Below are 17,274 nucleotides of genomic sequence, written 5' to 3'. Positions count from 1 at the left end.
GGGAGTTCCAGAGAAAGGTAAGAAATTATAAAAAGGCTCGAATAACATAGCAATGAATTCTTATTTCATTTTTTGAATAAGAAGTCTCTTATAACTTGTTTTATTTCATAAGGATAAACAGCGCACTTTGCGTTTAAGTATATGTAAATCAGCTTGTTGTTTCTTCCTTTCTCCTGAGTCAAGTGCCAGACTAACTCGGATGGTACTTGTGGGTATTATATGGAGGTAACAGTAATGGTTGATATTTATACACTGACCTTAGCCCCTTCTCTCGACAGCGCCACGCTGACGCCGCAGATTTATCCAGAAGGGAAACTTCGCTGCAGCTCGCCGGTGTTTGAGCCCGGCGGCGGGGGCATTAACGTTGCCCGCGCCATTACCTTTCTCGGCGGGCGAGCCTGCGCTATTTTTCCTGCCGGTGGCGCCACCGGCGAACACCTTGTTGCCCTGTTAGCAGACGAGCACGTTCCGGTGATAACCGTCGAGGCCAAAGACTGGACACGGCAAAACCTGCACGTTCACGTGCAGTCCAGCGGCGAACAGTACCGCTTCGTGATGCCCGGTGCTGCGGTGACGGAAAATGAGTTTCGCCAGCTGGAAGAAAAGGTATTGCAGATACCCGCAGGCTCCCTGCTCGTTATCAGCGGCAGCCTGCCGCCGGGGATCGGAAGCCAGCGGCTGGTGCAGTTGATCCGTGCCGCGCAAAAAAACGGTATTCGCTGTATTGTCGACAGCTCCGGAGAAGCCCTGGCGGCGGCCCTGGAAACCGGCAATATTGAGCTGGTAAAACCAAACCAGAAAGAGCTCAGTGCCCTGCTACAACGCGAACTGACGAAGCCAGACGACGTGCGTAAAGCCGCCCAGGAAATCATCGCCTCTGGCAAAGCTCAGCGTGTTGTGGTTTCTCTCGGCCCACAAGGGGCTCTGGGCGTTGATGCACATGGCGTGGTTCAGGTCGTTCCACCACCGATGAAGAGCCAGAGCACCGTCGGAGCCGGTGACAGTATGGTCGGAGCGATGACCCTGAAACTCGCGCAACATGCCAGCCTGCAGGATATGGTGCGCTTCGGGGTCGCAGCCGGGAGCGCCGCCACCATCAACCAGGGAACACGCCTGTGCTCACTGGAAAATACCCAGGCGATTTACGATTATCTCAGTCATCACTGAGACCTCCCTGCCCGGCAACGGGCAGGAGTCGCCAAATTAGTGCTTTCGACTATGCTTAAACAACTCAATGGGTTACTCAATGAGCTGAATAATCACACCGGTTGTCGGGTACGTTGCTTTTGAATTGTGGCTAAAGACGCACTTTATGTGCGTTTATTGCTTCAAAAGCGCTCAGTTGTGCGTTGGTTCGTGTTTTTGTACTGCGATTATGCGCTAACGTTATGATTAGGCAGAAAACATGGGGAGAGACGTGATGTGGCAAGCGATCGAAGACCTGTTGAGCGAACAGTTTGGACGCGGCGAAATTGAACTGCGCAACGAACTGCCCGGTGGTGAGATCCATGCAGCATGGCATCTGCGCTATCACGGGAAAGATTTCTTCATCAAATGCGATGAGCGTGAGCTGTTGCCCATTTTTACCGCAGAGGCGGACCAGCTCGAACTCTTGTCACGCAGTAAAACCGTTCGCGTACCTGAGGTGTATGCCGTCGGCAGCGACCGCGATTACAGCTTTCTGGTGATGGAGTACCTGCCAGCACGCCCGCTGGACGCCCACAACGCGTTTCTGTTAGGTCAACAGCTGGCACACCTGCATCAGTGGAGCGAACAGCCACAGTTCGGGCTCGACTTTGATAACGATCTCTCTACCACCCCTCAGCCAAACGCCTGGCAGCGCCGATGGGCAACCTTTTTTGCCGAGCAGCGTATCGGCTGGCAGCTGGAGCTGGCCGCCGAAAAAGGAATGGAGTTCGGGAACATTGATGCCATTGTTGAGCATGTTCAGCAGCGCCTGGCGAGCCACCAGCCGCAGCCCTCTTTGCTTCACGGCGATCTCTGGTCATCAAACTGTGCGCTCGGCCCGGATGGTCCATTTATTTTTGATCCGGCCTGTTACTGGGGCGACCGCGAATGCGATCTGGCCATGCTACCGCTACACCCGGAACAACCGCCGCAAATATACGACGGCTATCAGTCCATATCGCCATTGCCCGCAGGTTTTCTCGACAGACAGCCGGTGTATCAGCTCTATACGCTGATTAACCGGGCCATTTTGTTTGGAGGGAATAATCTACTGGTTGCGCAAAAAGCGCTGGAAAGGGTACTGGCTGCCTGAACCGCCGAAGCGGCTCAGGCATACAACAGGTTAGTTCATTGATACGCCCTTCAGGCGGAACTCAATGTTCATGATAAGGCCAGTGCCAGGTTTACCCGGCTCGTAGCGCCACCGACGCATGGCGGTTTTCACTTCACGTTCAAACATGTTTGAAGGCTGGGCGGAGAGAATTTCCACATTCTCTACCCGGCCGTCAGGCGTGACGTCAAACTTCACCCGCACTTTGCCTTCAATACGTAACGCCTGCGCACGTGACGGGTAGCCCGGCTGATTGCGGCTCAACGCACGTGGGCCAGCCGGAGCACTCACCACTGGCTTACTTGCCGCCGCCGGGGCGTTATTGCTGACCGGGCGTGAAGAGGTGGTGGTATTTTCCGACGTTGAGAACGGACGAGGCTCTACCGGTTTCACGTCCCGCTTCGGCTCTTCCACCTTTTTCACCGGTTTTGGCTTCGGCTTTGGCTTGGGTTTTGGCTCGGGCTTGTGAATGACGACCGGCGCCTCTTTCGGCGGCTCCGGAATAACTTCTGGCTCCGGCTCCGGCTCTGCTACCGGCTGCGGTGCAGGTGCCGCCTGCGGGGGCTCAAGATCGGCCGGAGAGACCATCGTCACGGTAATAGGCTGCGATGCGGCAGGCAGTTCAAGCGCCGGCTGGCGTACCGAGGTGTAAAGTAACCCGGCAACCACCGCACCGTGAATCACTACAGAGAGCAGCGTCGGCCACGGAAAGCGGCGTGGGGGATTCATGGTCACTGGATGGAAGTCATTCGGCATTAACACATTAGCCATAGGTTTATTGAGTTCTTATCTAACTGATAATCATTAGCGTTGAGTGTACCAGCTTAGATCGTGATTTAACATAGCAGTGGTACATACAACGCCCCCACTATACGCCTGTGTTTTGATGCAAATCACTTACCGATGATAACTGCACAATTTCTCTGCTTAAACTGTGAACCGGCTTCCGTTGCCCACTCCGTGCCATGCAGCGGTACCCCTTTCGCATGCAGCGCATCTTCGATAAAGCTGTAGGCATGGCTGATCCCGAGCCCCTGATAGTACTGCGTAAACCCCGAAACCAGCGCTTCTGGCGAATCAATGCTCATGTTACTTTCCGCCATCGTCTGCTTGTAAAGGCTAAGTGACCTGGCGATCCCTTTCTCTACATATTGATGAGCTTTTGAACCATAGCCTGCCTCAACGGCCAGTGCAGTACACTGCGTAACGGCTGAAACCTCTTCCAGTTGTACCGCCTGAGCCGTACTACTCACAGCCAGAAGCATCACCATTACCTTCAATTTCATCATTACCCATTAACCTTTTTATACACATTTTCGCGCGCAGTTTATCCTGGCATTGCAGTCCACGCGACTTTCCCTTACCGTGAAATGACAATCACCCGTTAAGGAGTTCTTCTCGTGCTTTATGTGATCTACACCGAAGACCATGCCGACTCATTAGAAAAACGATTATCCGTGCGCCCTGCCCATCTGGCCCGTTTGCAGTTACTGCAGGACGAAGGCCGTCTGCTGACCGCAGGCCCGCTTCCGGCAGTAGACAGCAACGATCCGGGTGCCGCAGGCTTTAGCGGTTCGGTGATTATTGCGGAGTTTGAGGCAAGAGAAGCAGCCCAGGCGTGGGCTGAAGCTGACCCCTATGTAGCGGCAGGCGTGTACCGTAACGTGACGGTAAAACCGTACAAAAAAGTCTTTTAAGCGTTCCGTAACAGACTTTGGGCACCGCTTGCGGTGCCCAATTTGTTTTCAGACTTCGTACAGGGCGAAAAGCAGTGAGTTACGCTGCCTTTTGACCAGACATTTTCTGATGGCGTGGATGCGCATATTGCGACGCGACTGAGCTTCCAGCCAGCGGGCTTTGCGGCGGCTTGCTTGTCTCAGCATGCGCCAGCGCCCCACTTCCGTTCTGCTACGCTTCATTTCAACCACTCTTAGCATGAAAGAACGCTCATTATATCCGCTTGTCGGTGCCTGACCAGTGCTTTTACCGCGCTTTTTATTTGCCAGATAAATCCTTATGCGTACACTCTTAACAACGTGCATACAAAAGGATTTTATTCTCTATGACAACCTTCTACACCGTGGTGAGTTGGCTGGTCATTCTGGGGTACTGGCTGCTGATTGCCGGGGTGACATTGCGCATCCTGATGAAACGCCGCGCTGTACCTTCTGCGATGGCATGGTTGCTAATCATTTATATTCTGCCGCTGGTCGGGATAATCGCCTACTTATCTTTCGGTGAATTGCACCTTGGAAAAAGACGCGCCGAGCGCGCGCGCGCGATGTGGCCCTCAACCGCAAAATGGCTGCACGACCTGAAAGCCTGCAAACACATTTTTGCGGAAGAAAACAGCCCGGTCGCTGAGTCTCTCTTCCAGCTCTGCGAACGCCGTCAGGGCATTGCCGGCGTCAAAGGCAATCAGCTCCAGCTGTTGACCGAATCCGACGACGTGATGCACGCGCTTATCCGCGACATTCAGCTGGCGCGACACAATATCGAGATGGTGTTCTACATATGGCAGCCTGGTGGTATGGCCGATCAGGTGGCGGAATCGCTGATGGCGGCGGCACGCCGTGGTGTTCACTGCCGCCTGCTGCTCGATTCCGCCGGAAGCCGCCCCTTCTTCCGTAGCCCATGGCCGGGAATGATGCGTAACGCTGGTATCGAAGTGGTCGAAGCGTTGCAGGTTAACCCGATGCGTGTATTCCTGCGCCGTATGGATCTGCGTCAGCACCGCAAAATGGTGATGATCGATAACTATGTAGCCTACACCGGTAGCATGAACATGGTTGATCCACGCTTCTTCAAGCAGGATGCCGGCGTGGGTCAGTGGGTCGATCTGATGGCGCGAATGGAAGGCCCTATTGCCACCTCCATGGGGATCGTCTTCTCCTGCGACTGGGAGATTGAAACCGGTAAACGCATTCTGCCGCCGCCGCCCGATCTCAACATCATGCCGTTCGAAGAGGCCAGCGGGCACACCATTCACACCATTGCCTCAGGGCCAGGTTTCCCGGAAGATCTGATTCACCAGGCGCTGCTGACCGCCACCTATGCGGCACGCGAATATCTGGTGATGACCACGCCGTATTTTGTGCCGAGTGACGATCTTCTGCACGCCATCTGTACCGCCGCTCAGCGCGGGGTTGATGTCAGCATTATTCTGCCACGCAAAAACGACTCCATGCTGGTCGGCTGGGCCAGCCGTGCCTTCTTTACTGAACTGCTGGCCGCCGGAGTGAAGATTTACCAGTTCGAGGGCGGGCTTTTGCACACCAAGAGCGTGCTGGTCGACGGCGAGCTGAGCCTGGTAGGCACCGTTAACCTCGACATGCGCAGCCTGTGGCTCAATTTCGAGATTACGCTGGTCATTGACGATGCCGGATTCGGTAGCGACCTTGCCGCCGTCCAGGACGACTATATTTCCCGCTCGCGCCTGCTTGATGCCCGCCTGTGGGTAAAACGTCCGATGTGGCAACGGATTGCTGAGCGACTGTTTTACTTCTTCAGCCCGTTGCTGTAAAACGTGCCCATCAGAAGTTAAAACAGGTAGTCATCATGGAAATGGATCTGAACAACCGCCTGACCGAAGACGAAACGCTCGAGCAGGCTTACGACATTTTTCTGGAACTGGCCGCGGATAATCTGGATCCGGCCGATATCATTCTGTTCAATCTGCAGTTTGAAGAGCGCGGCGGTGCTGAGTTGTTCGACCCGTCAGAAGACTGGAATGAACACGTTGATTTCGATCTGAATCCGGATTTCTTCGCCGAAGTGGTGATTGGTCTCGCCGACACCGATGGTGGCGAACTCAACGACATCTTTGCACGTGTGCTGCTGTGTCGCGACAAAGATCATAAGTTGTGCCACATCCTGTGGCGTGAATAAGACAAAAAAGGGCTGCATTGCGCAGCCCTTTTTTATTACTCCGGTAGTTTCTCACCGCAGGTATTACAGTACTGCGCACCCTTGTCGTGTTTATCGTGCCCACACTGGGTACATTTTCGCAGACCTTTGCGGCTCTGAAATTCCGCACTCATATGGGTGGTAATCAGCCCCGTCGGAATAGCAATCACAGAATAACCAATCAAGATAAGCACCGATGCCACAATGCGCCCTATCGGCGTGTGCGGTGTAATATCACCATAGCCAACCGTAGTCACCGTGACGATAGCCCAGTAAACGGAAGCGTTAAGGGTAGTAAAGCCATATTCTGGTCCTTCAATGCAGTACATCAGCGAACCAAAAATCACCATCACAATCGCGATAAAGGCGTAAAACAGAATCAGCTGATGTCGGGCGCTCTTGATTGCATGCCAGAAGAAATTCAGCGACGGCATAAAACGCAGGAGTTTCAGAATACGTAATGCCCGAATAGCTCGCATTGCTCGCCAGGCAAAAAGATAGTTAATACCAATTTCCGGCCACAGCCACATCACGTAGAGCGGCAGCGTGGTTGCCAGATCGATAAATCCCCAGAAGCTAAAGACATAGCGCGCCGGCTGCGGCCAGGTACAGACCCTGAGCAAATATTCGAGGGTAAACACCAGGGTGAAGATAAGCTCGAGCCAGACGAAGATATGCCATTCGTCGAAGGTCAGGTGATACGTCGTTCCGACGCCGGACTCAATGAAGATAACGACAACGCTTAATATCGCAAATAATCCGCAGAGTGCTTCAAACCGTCTGCCCGAACGCGTGCGCTGGTCAAAAAGAAAATGATAGAGTCGTTGTCGTAACGTATTAATCACCGCCGTACTGTCCTTATAAAAAAGGCCGACATGCTGTCGGCCTTTTCGATTATAACGGGTCAACCTTAAGACAGGAAACCGCGTGGCGGAAACTCCCTTCAAGCACCGGACGCGTTTTGGCGCACTCCGGACCGGCTATCGGGCAACGGGTGCGGAACACACACCCGGACGGCGGGTTAATTGGCGACGGCAGTTCCCCTTCCAGAAGCTGAATTTTCTTATTCTTCTCCTGATCGGGATCGGGCACCGGTACCGCCGACATCAGCGCTTTGGTATAGGGGTGCAGCGGGTTGTGATACACCTCATCGTAGGTACCAAGCTCCACCGCATGGCCGAGATACATGACCAGCACGCGGTCGGAAATATGCTTCACTACCGCCAGGTCGTGGGCGATGAAAATAAGCGATAACCCCATTTCACGCTGCAGCTGCTGCAGCAGGTTTACCACCTGCGCCTGGATAGAAACGTCCAGCGCAGAAACGGGTTCATCGCAAATAATCAGCTTGGGCTCAAGGATAAGCGCTCGTGCAATACCAATTCGCTGGCACTGACCACCGGAGAATTCGTGCGGGTAGCGGTTGATAAGATTAGGCAACAGGCCCACTTTCATCATCATCGCTTTAACGCGATCGCGAATGTCCTGGCGCGACAGTTCAGGATGATAAGTACGTAGCGGCTCAGCAATAATCTCCCCAATGGTCATCCTTGGGTTCAGGGAAGCCAGCGGATCCTGGAAAATCATCTGAATATCGCTGCGCACCGCCCGCCACTCTTCCTGCTTCATACCCAGCAGGTCACGGCCAAGCCAGGAGACCTTCCCGGCGCTGGCTTTTACCAGGCCAATAATGGCGCGGGCGAACGTTGATTTGCCACAGCCGGATTCGCCCACCACGCCGAGTGTTTCCCCTTCGTATAAACGCAGGGTTACGCCGTCTACCGCTTTCAGCGTTTTCGACGGCTGCCAGAACCACTGTTTGCCATCTTTAATATCGAAATGCACTTTGAGATCGGCGATTTCGAGCAGCACTTTTCTCTGTTCGGTTACGGCGTTCATAGCAGATCCCCCACCGGTTTAAAGCAGGCGCGCAGACGGCCTGGTGCAAACTCCTCCAGAGGTGGAGCACTTTGACAAATATCCATTGCCCAGGCACAGCGAGGCTGGAACGGACAGCCTTTAGGCAAACGCAGCAGGTTTGGCGGGTTGCCTGGAATGGTAAGCAGTGAATCCCCTTCGGCATCCAGACGCGGTACCGCGTTGATAAGCCCTATCGAATAAGGATGGGCAGGATGATAGAACACATCGCGTGCCTGACCGTATTCCATGGTACGCCCGGCATACATCACCAGCACTTTGTCGCAGATACCGGCCACCACGCCCAGATCGTGAGTGATCATAATGATGGCGGTGTTAAATTCATGCTTCAGTTCGTTCAGGAGCGTCATGATTTGCGCCTGTACCGTCACGTCCAGCGCGGTGGTCGGTTCGTCAGCAATCAGCAGTTTTGGCCGACACAGCAATGCCATCGCAATCATCACACGCTGACGCATACCGCCTGAAAATTCATGCGGGAACATGCGCATACGCTTACGCGCTTCCGGCATTTTTACCGCGTCGAGCATTTTCACCGACTCTTCGAATGCTTCGCCCTTCCCCATGCCTTTATGCAGCATCAGCACTTCCATCAGCTGCTCTCCCACCCGCATATAGGGGTTCAGGGAGGTCATCGGATCCTGGAAAATCATCGAAATCTGTTCAGCGCGCAGTTTATTAAGCGTTTTTTCCGGCAGATTGAGGATCTGCTGACCATTGAACGTCGCTGAACCACCAATCTTACCGTTTGCCGCCAGCAGCCCCATCAGCGCAAACGCGGTTTGCGATTTACCGGACCCAGATTCGCCAACGATCCCCAGCGTCTCCCCGCGTTTCAGCGTGAAGTTAAGATCGTTTACCGCCGTCACATCGCCGTCCGGGGTGCTAAAGGTGACGCGTAAATCTTTAACGTCCAGCAGCAGCGCAGACTGTTGCTGCTGCGGAGCTTTAACCATGTCAATCGTACTCACGGCACTTCTCCTTAGCGGTCTTTCGGGTCGAGGGCATCACGCAGGCCATCGCCGATAAAGTTGAAACAAAACAGCGTTACCACCAGGAAACCTGCCGGGAACAGCAGTAGCCATGGAGAGACTTCCATTGAGTTGGCGCCATCACTGAGTAATGCGCCCCAACTGCTGAGCGGCTCCTGGGTACCAAGACCAAGGAAGCTCAGGAAGGACTCAAACAGGATCATGCTAGGCACCAGCAGCGAAGCGTAAACCACCACCACGCCCAACACGTTTGGCACGATATGACGTACGACGATATTGAAGGTCGATACCCCGCCGACCTGCGCGGCTTCGATGAACTCTTTACGCTTCAGGCTCAGCGTCTGGCCGCGAACGATACGCGCCATGTCGAGCCAGGAAACCATCCCGATAGCCACAAAGATAAGGAGGATGTTCTGACCAAAGAACGTCACCAGCAGGATCACGAAGAACATGAACGGGAAGGAGTTAAGGATTTCGAGGATGCGCATCATCACCGAGTCGATACGGCCACCGAGATAGCCGGAAAGCGAACCGTACAGCGTCCCGACGATAACAGCCACCAGCGCCGCGGCAACGCCCACCATCAGAGAGATACGTCCACCGATAGCCACACGCACCAGCAGATCACGACCGGAGGAGTCAGTACCGAAATAGTGCCCGGTCTCCATCTCAGGCGCGCTGGACATCATGCCCCAGTCGGTATCGAAATAGGTAAACTGCGACAACATGGGCGCCAGGGTCACAAACAAGGCAATCAGAATAAGCATTGCCAGGCTGGCAACCGCGGCACGGTTGTGAACAAAGCGTCGGCGGGCGTCCTGCCAAAGGCTTCGCCCCTCGACTTCCAGTTTTTCACTGAAGTGCTCCAGCGCCTCGCTGTTTTTCTTACTTAGCATCATGGCGAACTCCAGCGTTAGTAACGAATTTTCGGATCGATGACGGCATACAGCACGTCAACAATCGCATTGAACAGAATAGTCAGTGCCCCAACCAGAATGGTCAGGCTCAGTACCAGCGAGTAGTCGCGGTTCAACGCACCGTTAACAAACAGCTGTCCGATACCCGGCAGGCCATAGATAGTTTCAATCACCATTGAGCCGGTGATAATACCGACGAAAGCTGGCCCCATATAAGAGAGCACCGGTAACAGCGCGGGCTTCAGCGCATGACGGAAAATAATCCGTCGCATCGGCAGGCCTTTTGCGCGAGCGGTACGAATGAAGTTGGAATGCAGCACTTCAATCATCGAGCCACGGGTAATACGCGCAATACTGGCGATATAAGCGAGCGACAACGCCACCATCGGCAAAATCATGAATTTGAGCGCCCCGCCGTTCCAGCCACCGCCGGGCAGCCAGTGCAAGGTAATGGCAAATATCATCACCAGCAGCGGCGCCACCACAAAGCTGGGTATTACCACCCCGGTCATTGCCATTCCCATCACCGCATAGTCCCAGGCCGTATTTTGCCTGAGCGCGGCGATAACTCCGGCGCTGACCCCCACAATAACTGCAAGCAAAAATGCCGCCAGACCGAGCTTCGCCGAGACCGGGAAACTGGCCGCCACCAGGTCGTTAACCGAATAATCTTTATATTTAAAGGAAGGTCCAAAATCCCCATGTGCCAGCTGTTTCAGATAACTGAAATACTGCGTGGAGATAGGATCGTTAAGATGGTATTTCGCTTCAATGTTGGCCATTACCTCTGGCGGTAACGTACGCTCACCCGTGAAAGGACTTCCCGGCGCAAGACGCATCATAAAGAAGGAAATAGTAATAAGAACAAACAGTGTCGGAATCGCTTCCAGACAACGACGTAATATAAATTTCAACATTGCCCGTACCTTCTGGCATGTGCCTTTGCACTGCTCTCAAATAAGACACAGTGGAGCAAGCAAAATCGCTCGCTCCACGCATTGCCATTAATGCTTGATAATATACAGGTTTTTAACGTGGATATTATCCATCGGGTCTTTACCGGTATATCCACCTACCCATGGTTTTACCAGGCGGGCGTTCACGTAATAGAAGACCGGGACAATTGCAGAATCTTTATCCAACTGCATTTCTGCTTTGTTGTACAGCTCAGTACGCTGCGCTTCATTCGTCACCTGCAGCGCATCGGCCAGGATCTTATCGAAGGCCGCGCTCTTATAATGCACGGTGTTGTTTGAGCTGTCAGACAGCAGCATGTTCAGGAAGGAGGTGGGTTCGTTGTAATCTGCACACCAGGCGGCACGCGCTACATCAAAGTTGCCCTGATGACGGGTATCGAGGAAGGTTTTCCACTCCTGGTTTTCCAGCTTCACGTTCACGCCGAGGTTTTTCTTCCAGATGGAGGCCGCGGCGATAGCCAGTTTCTTATGCAGGTCAGACGTGTTGTACAGCAGGCTGAAGGTCAGCGGTTTATCCGCAGTGTAACCCGCTTCCGCCAGCAGTTTTTTCGCTTCGGCGTTACGCTTATCCTGTGACCACTTGAACCACTCTGGTTCAGTCAGTTTCGCACCATCGGTGTACGGCGGCGTAAAGCCATAGGCCGGCAGGTCACCCTGGTTTTTTACTTTATTAACGATAATGTCGCGATCCATACCCAGTTTCAGTGCAGCACGAACACGTTCGTCGGTGAACGGAGCTTTCTGGTTATTAATTTCGTAGTAGTAGGTGCACAGATATGGATCAACGTGAACTTCGTTCGGAATTTCTTTCTTCAGTTTCTGGAATAACTCGATCGGCATGTTGTTATAGGTCATGTCGATTTCACCGCTGCGATAGCGGTTAACGTCGGTTATTTCAGAGGAAATTGGCAGGTAGGTTACCTGATTAATAACGGTTTTGGCGTTATCCCAGTAATTCGGGTTACGCTCGAGAACAATACGCTCGTTGACCACCCAATCTTTGAGCTTATAAGCGCCGTTAGAAACAATGTTTGCCGGCTGGGTCCATTTCTCACCAAATTTTTCAATGGCGGCTTTCGGGACCGGTGACATCGAGGAGTGAACAAGCAGCTTATAGAAGTAAGGAACAGGCTCAGATAAGGTCACTTCCAGCGTGTGATCGTCAATCGCTTTAACACCAAGGTCGGTCGCTGGTTTTTTACCAGCAATAATCTCATCGATATTGGCAATATGACCATACTGTAAATAGCTTTCGTACGGAGAGGCGGTTTTCGGATCGGCCAGACGCTGCCAGCTATAGACAAAATCCTGCGCCGTTACCGGGGAGCCATCGGACCATTTTGCGTCTTTACGCAGATGGAAGGTCCAGACTTTGAAATCTTTGTTATCCCATGATTCAGCAACACCCGCGACAGGCTGACCATCTGCGCCGGTCTCGACTAATCCCTCGAACAGATCGCGGTTAATGTTGGACTCAGGGACCCCTTCAATCTTGTGCGGATCAAGGGATTGCACTTCCGAAGCGTTATTACGCACCAGAGTTTGTTTTTCTGCCAGTTGAACACCTGCCGGTACCTCGGCAGCCATTGCCATATTTCCCGCGATTAGCGCAGTGAGGACGCCTGCGGCTATTACGCTTTTTTTAGTGATGATGGTCATTGTGTTGTTACTCCACTCTTTATAATTTTATAATTACTGGTTTTTTAACCAGCCTCTCCCGTAAGGGTACCTGTACAGCGCAGGAGCTTGAGACACTGTCAGGTTGTTTTTGTACTACTTCGCTATCACCGACTTATTTATTACGGTTGCTCTAATGGCAATCCTGTCGTCGATTCGGTAACCATCCCCCTGTCGGGATGTTTTTATGTCCTGGTGCAATGAGTTCTTATTTGAAAATAATTCTCATCTGCATAAGAGAATCCGGATAATATCAGGCCGGAAAGTAGCAAATGGCAATCTTCGTCGCCAATACAATTTGCAAATTTGTTAACCAATTCTCTTTTACAGACGCTGCAGCGTTGCCATGGTGAAGTTTCTCGCGGTTGCTCAGAAACATAATCGCCTGACAATCAATGCATTAATCCACTTCCAGTCACATCACCTCTTGTCGAACCTTTGCTTGCGTGTTTTTTACACAAAAATTTAACAATTGGTTATTATTTAGCACGTTTAACTGCCACCAGGCTGAAATTACTAATATCATTTCAATTAAATGACAGCAAGCCCAAGAGTATCATGTGACAGAAATAACATTAGCCGCAGGGGAAACATGGCGTTTCATCTGAAACTAAATAATCTAACCCACTGATATTTAGGCAACTCTCTAAATATTAAAATTTGATATGTCTGGGGCATATTTCAAATTTATTGATATGAATTACGAATAATGATGCAAAAACGGGGTTACCCCCGTTTCGCGAAAGGGCTTATCAGGAAACAAGCCCTGGGAAGATAGACTTCACGCCGGTCACAATAAACTCAATCCCCAACGCCATCAGCAGCAGGCCCATAATACGGGTCACGACGTTAATCCCGGTCTGGCCAAGCAGGCGAACCAGCCACGGGGCCATGCGAAAAACGCTCCAGCAGCAGAAAGCGAACAGTGCAATGGCTACCGAAAAGCCAATCAGATGCGCAATGCTATGGTAACGAGTCCCCCAGACAATCGTCGAACTGATAGCCCCCGGCCCCGCCATCAGCGGCAGCGCCAGCGGCACAACGCCAACGTTCTCACGAATAGAAGTCTCAGACTTCTCCTGCTTGTTCTGCTTGTCTTCGCCAAGCTTACCGCTAATCATCGACATCGCGATGGTCACCACCAGGATGCCCCCGGCAATGCGGAATGAATCTATCGAAATACCGAAAAGTTGCAGGATGCCGTCACCCAGAAACAGCGACGTCCAGAGAATAATGGCAACGGACAAGTTGGCGGTAAGGTTTGTCTTATTTCTGGCCGGTGCCGTCTGATAGCTGGTCATGCTAATAAAGACGGGAATGATACCGACCGGGTTAACCAGCGCAAATAGCCCGATAAAGAACTTGGTATAGGTAGGGAAATCAAACAGGGCTTGGATCACACTAAGCTCCGCAGGCTCATCAAATTAAGGGGGTTGACTATAAGTAAAGATGAATTCCGCGCTGAAGATACGCTTTTTATCAACAGACTTCACCTCAAATCTTCATAAAAGCATCACCATTACATGGTGTTATAAAAATATTTATACTATGTTAATCCGATCGCGGCTTTTGGATACGATCTGTTCACATTTGCTGCAAATGCCTGAGAATGGGCTGCTGAAAGGTGTCAGCTTGGTGGAATATTGATTTAGATCACGTAATTCCTACTCAGAAGTGAGTAATCTTGCTGACACCCCCAGAGAGTATCACCCCCTCTTCTGGAGGTGCCTGAAGTGAGGCTCTTTCAGTAAATCAGTGAATCGGGATCGTAAGTAACCTGTTGTTTCATTGGCACTTACGCAAGCTGCGACACGATGTCTATACTGACTTAGCGTGCAGCTGATTTACTAAAAAAGTTTAACATTATCAGGAGAGCATTATGGCTGTTACTAATGTCGCTGAACTTAACGCACTCGTCGAGCGCGTAAAAAAAGCCCAGCGTGAATATGCCAGTTTCACTCAAGAACAAGTCGATAAGATTTTCCGCGCTGCCGCTCTGGCTGCTGCAGATGCTCGAATCCCACTCGCTAAGATGGCCGTAGCCGAATCCGGCATGGGTATCGTCGAAGATAAAGTCATCAAAAACCACTTTGCCTCCGAATACATCTATAACGCCTATAAAGATGAAAAGACCTGCGGTGTTCTGTCTGAAGACGACACTTTCGGGACTATCACCATCGCTGAACCGATTGGTATCATCTGCGGTATCGTACCAACCACTAACCCAACTTCCACCGCTATCTTCAAGTCTCTTATCAGCCTGAAGACACGCAACGCCATCATCTTCTCTCCGCACCCACGTGCGAAAGACGCAACCAACAAAGCCGCAGATATCGTTCTGCAGGCAGCTATCGCTGCTGGTGCGCCGAAAGACCTGATTGGCTGGATCGATCAACCTTCCGTTGAACTGTCCAACGCGCTGATGCATCACCCGGACATCAACCTGATCCTCGCGACCGGTGGTCCAGGTATGGTTAAAGCGGCTTACAGCTCCGGTAAACCTGCTATCGGTGTAGGTGCTGGTAACACGCCGGTTGTTATTGATGAAACCGCTGACATCAAGCGTGCAGTCGCTTCTGTACTGATGTCCAAAACCTTCGATAACGGCGTTATCTGTGCTTCTGAGCAGTCCGTTGTGGTTGTCGACTCCGTCTACAATGCCGTACGCGAACGCTTTGCAACCCACGGCGGCTACATGCTGCAGGGTAAAGAGCTGAAAGCCGTTCAGGACATCATCCTGAAAAATGGCGCGCTGAACGCCGCTATCGTTGGTCAGCCGGCACACAAAATCGCCGAACTGGCAGGCTTCTCTGTACCGGAAACCACCAAGATTCTGATTGGTGAAGTGAAACTGGTTGATGAAAGCGAGCCGTTTGCCCACGAAAAACTGTCTCCGACGCTTGCGATGTATCGCGCGAAAGACTTCGAAGACGCGGTAGACAAAGCTGAGAAACTGGTTGCTATGGGCGGTATCGGTCATACCTCTTGCCTGTACACCGACCAGGACAACCAGCCGGAGCGCGTGGCTTACTTCGGCCAGATGATGAAAACCGCACGTATCCTGATTAACACCCCGGCTTCTCAGGGTGGTATCGGTGACCTGTATAACTTCAAACTCGCACCTTCCCTGACTCTGGGTTGTGGTTCATGGGGTGGTAACTCCATCTCTGAAAACGTTGGTCCGAAACATCTGATCAACAAGAAAACCGTTGCTAAGCGAGCTGAAAACATGTTGTGGCACAAACTTCCGAAATCTATCTACTTCCGCCGTGGCTCACTGCCAATCGCGCTGGACGAAGTGATTACCGATGGTCACAAACGTGCGCTGATCGTGACCGACCGTTTCCTGTTCAACAACGGCTATGCAGACCAGATCACTTCTGTACTGAAAGCGTCAGGCGTAGAAACTGAAGTCTTCTTCGAAGTAGAAGCTGACCCAACCCTGAGCGTAGTACGTAAAGGTGCCGAGCTGGCGAACTCCTTCAAGCCGGACGTTATCATCGCCCTGGGCGGTGGTTCCCCGATGGACGCCGCGAAAATCATGTGGGTCATGTACGAACATCCGGAAACCCACTTCGAAGAACTCGCTCTGCGCTTTATGGATATCCGTAAACGTATCTACAAGTTCCCGAAAATGGGCGTGAAAGCGAAAATGATCGCTGTCACCACCACTTCCGGTACCGGTTCTGAAGTTACCCCATTCGCGGTAGTGACTGACGACGCAACCGGCCAGAAATACCCGCTGGCAGACTACGCGCTGACTCCGGATATGGCGATTGTCGATGCGAACCTGGTGATGGATATGCCGAAGTCACTGTGTGCTTTCGGTGGTCTGGATGCGGTAACTCACGCACTGGAAGCCTACGTTTCTGTACTGGCTTCTGAGTTCTCTGACGGTCAGGCTCTGCAGGCTCTGAAACTGCTGAAAGAAAACCTGCCAGCGTCTTATAACGAAGGTGCGAAAAACCCGGTTGCTCGTGAACGTGTTCACAGTGCTGCGACTATCGCCGGTATCGCGTTTGCGAACGCCTTCCTCGGTGTATGTCACTCCATGGCACACAAACTGGGCTCCCAGTTCCACATTCCGCACGGTCTGGCGAACGCCCTGCTGATCTCCAACGTTATCCGCTATAACGCGAATGACAACCCGACCAAGCAGACTGCATTCAGCCAGTACGACCGTCCGCAGGCACGTCGTCGTTACGCTGAAATCGCTGACCATCTGGGTCTGAGCGCACCGGGCGACCGTACTGCTGCGAAGATTGAGAAACTGCTGGGCTGGCTGGAAGAGATCAAAGCTGAGCTGGGTATTCCTAAGTCTATCCGCGAAGCTGGCGTTCAGGAAGCTGACTTCCTGGCACACGTTGACAAACTGTCTGAAGACGCGTTTGACGACCAGTGCACCGGCGCTAACCCGCGCTACCCGCTGATTTCTGAACTGAAACAGATCCTGCTGGATACCTACTATGGCCGTCCTTTCGTTGAAGGCGCGGTAGTGGCAGAAAAGAAAGAAGCCGCTGCACCAGCTAAGACTGAGAAAAAAGCGAAGAAAACCGCTTAATTAGCAGGTT

At 52.3% G+C, this 17,274-nt stretch carries 16 protein-coding genes; 6 read left to right on the top strand and 10 right to left on the bottom strand.

The features are described 5' to 3' along the window. Positions 1 to 234: 234 nt before the first annotated feature. Together pfkB and GYRE_RS17865 are read left to right on the top strand one after the other, a co-directional pair. Entirely contained in the window at positions 235 to 1,167 is a 933-nt protein-coding gene (gene pfkB / locus GYRE_RS17870; protein ID WP_038257061.1) for a 6-phosphofructokinase II, read from the top strand. Positions 1,168 to 1,420: 253 nt separating this feature from the next. Continuing rightward, complete coding sequence (locus GYRE_RS17865) at positions 1,421 to 2,281, top strand: fructosamine kinase family protein (protein WP_038257060.1); 861 nt, start codon at positions 1,421 to 1,423, stop codon at positions 2,279 to 2,281. Positions 2,282 to 2,311: 30 nt separating this feature from the next. On the opposite strand, the gene tonB is transcribed toward GYRE_RS17865, so the two are convergent. After that, entirely contained in the window at positions 2,312 to 3,034 is a 723-nt protein-coding gene (tonB, locus tag GYRE_RS17860; protein WP_038257160.1) for a TonB system transport protein TonB, read from the bottom strand. A gap of 158 nt (positions 3,035 to 3,192) precedes the next feature. Next, positions 3,193 to 3,588, bottom strand: a complete 396-nt coding sequence (locus tag GYRE_RS17855) for a hypothetical protein (RefSeq protein ID WP_006820213.1) — start codon at positions 3,586 to 3,588, stop codon at positions 3,193 to 3,195. Between the two features lie 111 nt (positions 3,589 to 3,699). On the opposite strand from GYRE_RS17855, the gene GYRE_RS17850 reads away from it, so the two are divergent. After that, positions 3,700 to 3,996 (top strand): YciI family protein, encoded by a 297-nt coding sequence (locus GYRE_RS17850; RefSeq protein WP_006820214.1) that lies wholly within the window; start codon positions 3,700 to 3,702, stop codon positions 3,994 to 3,996. 48 nt (positions 3,997 to 4,044) lie between these two features. Here GYRE_RS17850 and GYRE_RS24600 read toward each other — a convergent pair whose 3' ends face one another. Continuing rightward, entirely contained in the window at positions 4,045 to 4,218 is a 174-nt protein-coding gene (locus GYRE_RS24600) for a YciY family protein (RefSeq protein WP_087943275.1), read from the bottom strand. A 143-nt stretch (positions 4,219 to 4,361) separates the two neighbouring features. Between GYRE_RS24600 and cls the strand changes: the two genes are divergently transcribed. Together cls and GYRE_RS17840 are read left to right on the top strand one after the other, a co-directional pair. Next, positions 4,362 to 5,822 (top strand): cardiolipin synthase, encoded by a 1,461-nt coding sequence (cls, locus tag GYRE_RS17845; RefSeq protein ID WP_006820216.1) that lies wholly within the window; start codon positions 4,362 to 4,364, stop codon positions 5,820 to 5,822. A gap of 35 nt (positions 5,823 to 5,857) precedes the next feature. Further along, a complete protein-coding gene (locus GYRE_RS17840; RefSeq protein WP_006820217.1) occupies positions 5,858 to 6,187 on the top strand; it encodes an HI1450 family dsDNA-mimic protein in 330 nt (109 codons plus the stop codon). Between the two features lie 35 nt (positions 6,188 to 6,222). On the opposite strand, the gene GYRE_RS17835 is transcribed toward GYRE_RS17840, so the two are convergent. From GYRE_RS17835 to GYRE_RS17805, 7 genes are all read right to left on the bottom strand, one after another. After that, positions 6,223 to 7,050 carry an ion transporter gene (locus GYRE_RS17835; RefSeq protein ID WP_038257157.1) on the bottom strand — a complete coding sequence of 276 codons (828 nt, stop codon included), beginning with the start codon at positions 7,048 to 7,050 and terminating at the stop codon, positions 6,223 to 6,225. Positions 7,051 to 7,099: 49 nt separating this feature from the next. Continuing rightward, positions 7,100 to 8,104, bottom strand: coding sequence for a murein tripeptide/oligopeptide ABC transporter ATP binding protein OppF (gene oppF, locus GYRE_RS17830; RefSeq protein ID WP_006820219.1), 1,005 nt, complete (start codon positions 8,102 to 8,104; stop codon positions 7,100 to 7,102). Continuing rightward, positions 8,101 to 9,096, bottom strand: a complete 996-nt coding sequence (gene oppD / locus GYRE_RS17825) for an ABC transporter ATP-binding protein (protein WP_006820220.1) — start codon at positions 9,094 to 9,096, stop codon at positions 8,101 to 8,103. The genes oppF and oppD overlap by 4 nt, the downstream gene beginning before the upstream one ends. A gap of 26 nt (positions 9,097 to 9,122) precedes the next feature. Next, positions 9,123 to 10,031 (bottom strand): oligopeptide ABC transporter permease OppC, encoded by a 909-nt coding sequence (gene oppC / locus GYRE_RS17820; RefSeq protein WP_006820221.1) that lies wholly within the window; start codon positions 10,029 to 10,031, stop codon positions 9,123 to 9,125. A 14-nt stretch (positions 10,032 to 10,045) separates the two neighbouring features. Further along, on the bottom strand, positions 10,046 to 10,966 hold the full coding sequence (gene oppB, locus GYRE_RS17815) for an oligopeptide ABC transporter permease OppB (protein WP_038257054.1): 921 nt from the start codon (positions 10,964 to 10,966) through the stop codon (positions 10,046 to 10,048). Between the two features lie 87 nt (positions 10,967 to 11,053). After that, positions 11,054 to 12,685, bottom strand: a complete 1,632-nt coding sequence (gene oppA / locus GYRE_RS17810; protein WP_038257050.1) for an oligopeptide ABC transporter substrate-binding protein OppA — start codon at positions 12,683 to 12,685, stop codon at positions 11,054 to 11,056. Between the two features lie 770 nt (positions 12,686 to 13,455). Then, positions 13,456 to 14,103: a YchE family NAAT transporter gene (locus GYRE_RS17805; RefSeq protein WP_006820225.1), complete on the bottom strand. Its 648-nt coding sequence runs from the start codon at positions 14,101 to 14,103 to the stop codon at positions 13,456 to 13,458. A 479-nt stretch (positions 14,104 to 14,582) separates the two neighbouring features. Between GYRE_RS17805 and adhE the strand changes: the two genes are divergently transcribed. Beyond that, positions 14,583 to 17,264, top strand: a complete 2,682-nt coding sequence (adhE, locus tag GYRE_RS17800; RefSeq protein WP_006820227.1) for a bifunctional acetaldehyde-CoA/alcohol dehydrogenase — start codon at positions 14,583 to 14,585, stop codon at positions 17,262 to 17,264. The last annotated feature ends 10 nt before the right edge of the window (positions 17,265 to 17,274 follow it).

Origin of the sequence: Yokenella regensburgei ATCC 49455, assembly GCF_000735455.1 — a bacterium.
Taxonomy (GTDB): Bacteria; Pseudomonadota; Gammaproteobacteria; order Enterobacterales; family Enterobacteriaceae; genus Yokenella; species Yokenella regensburgei.
This window is presented reverse-complemented; position numbering and strand designations above follow the sequence as displayed.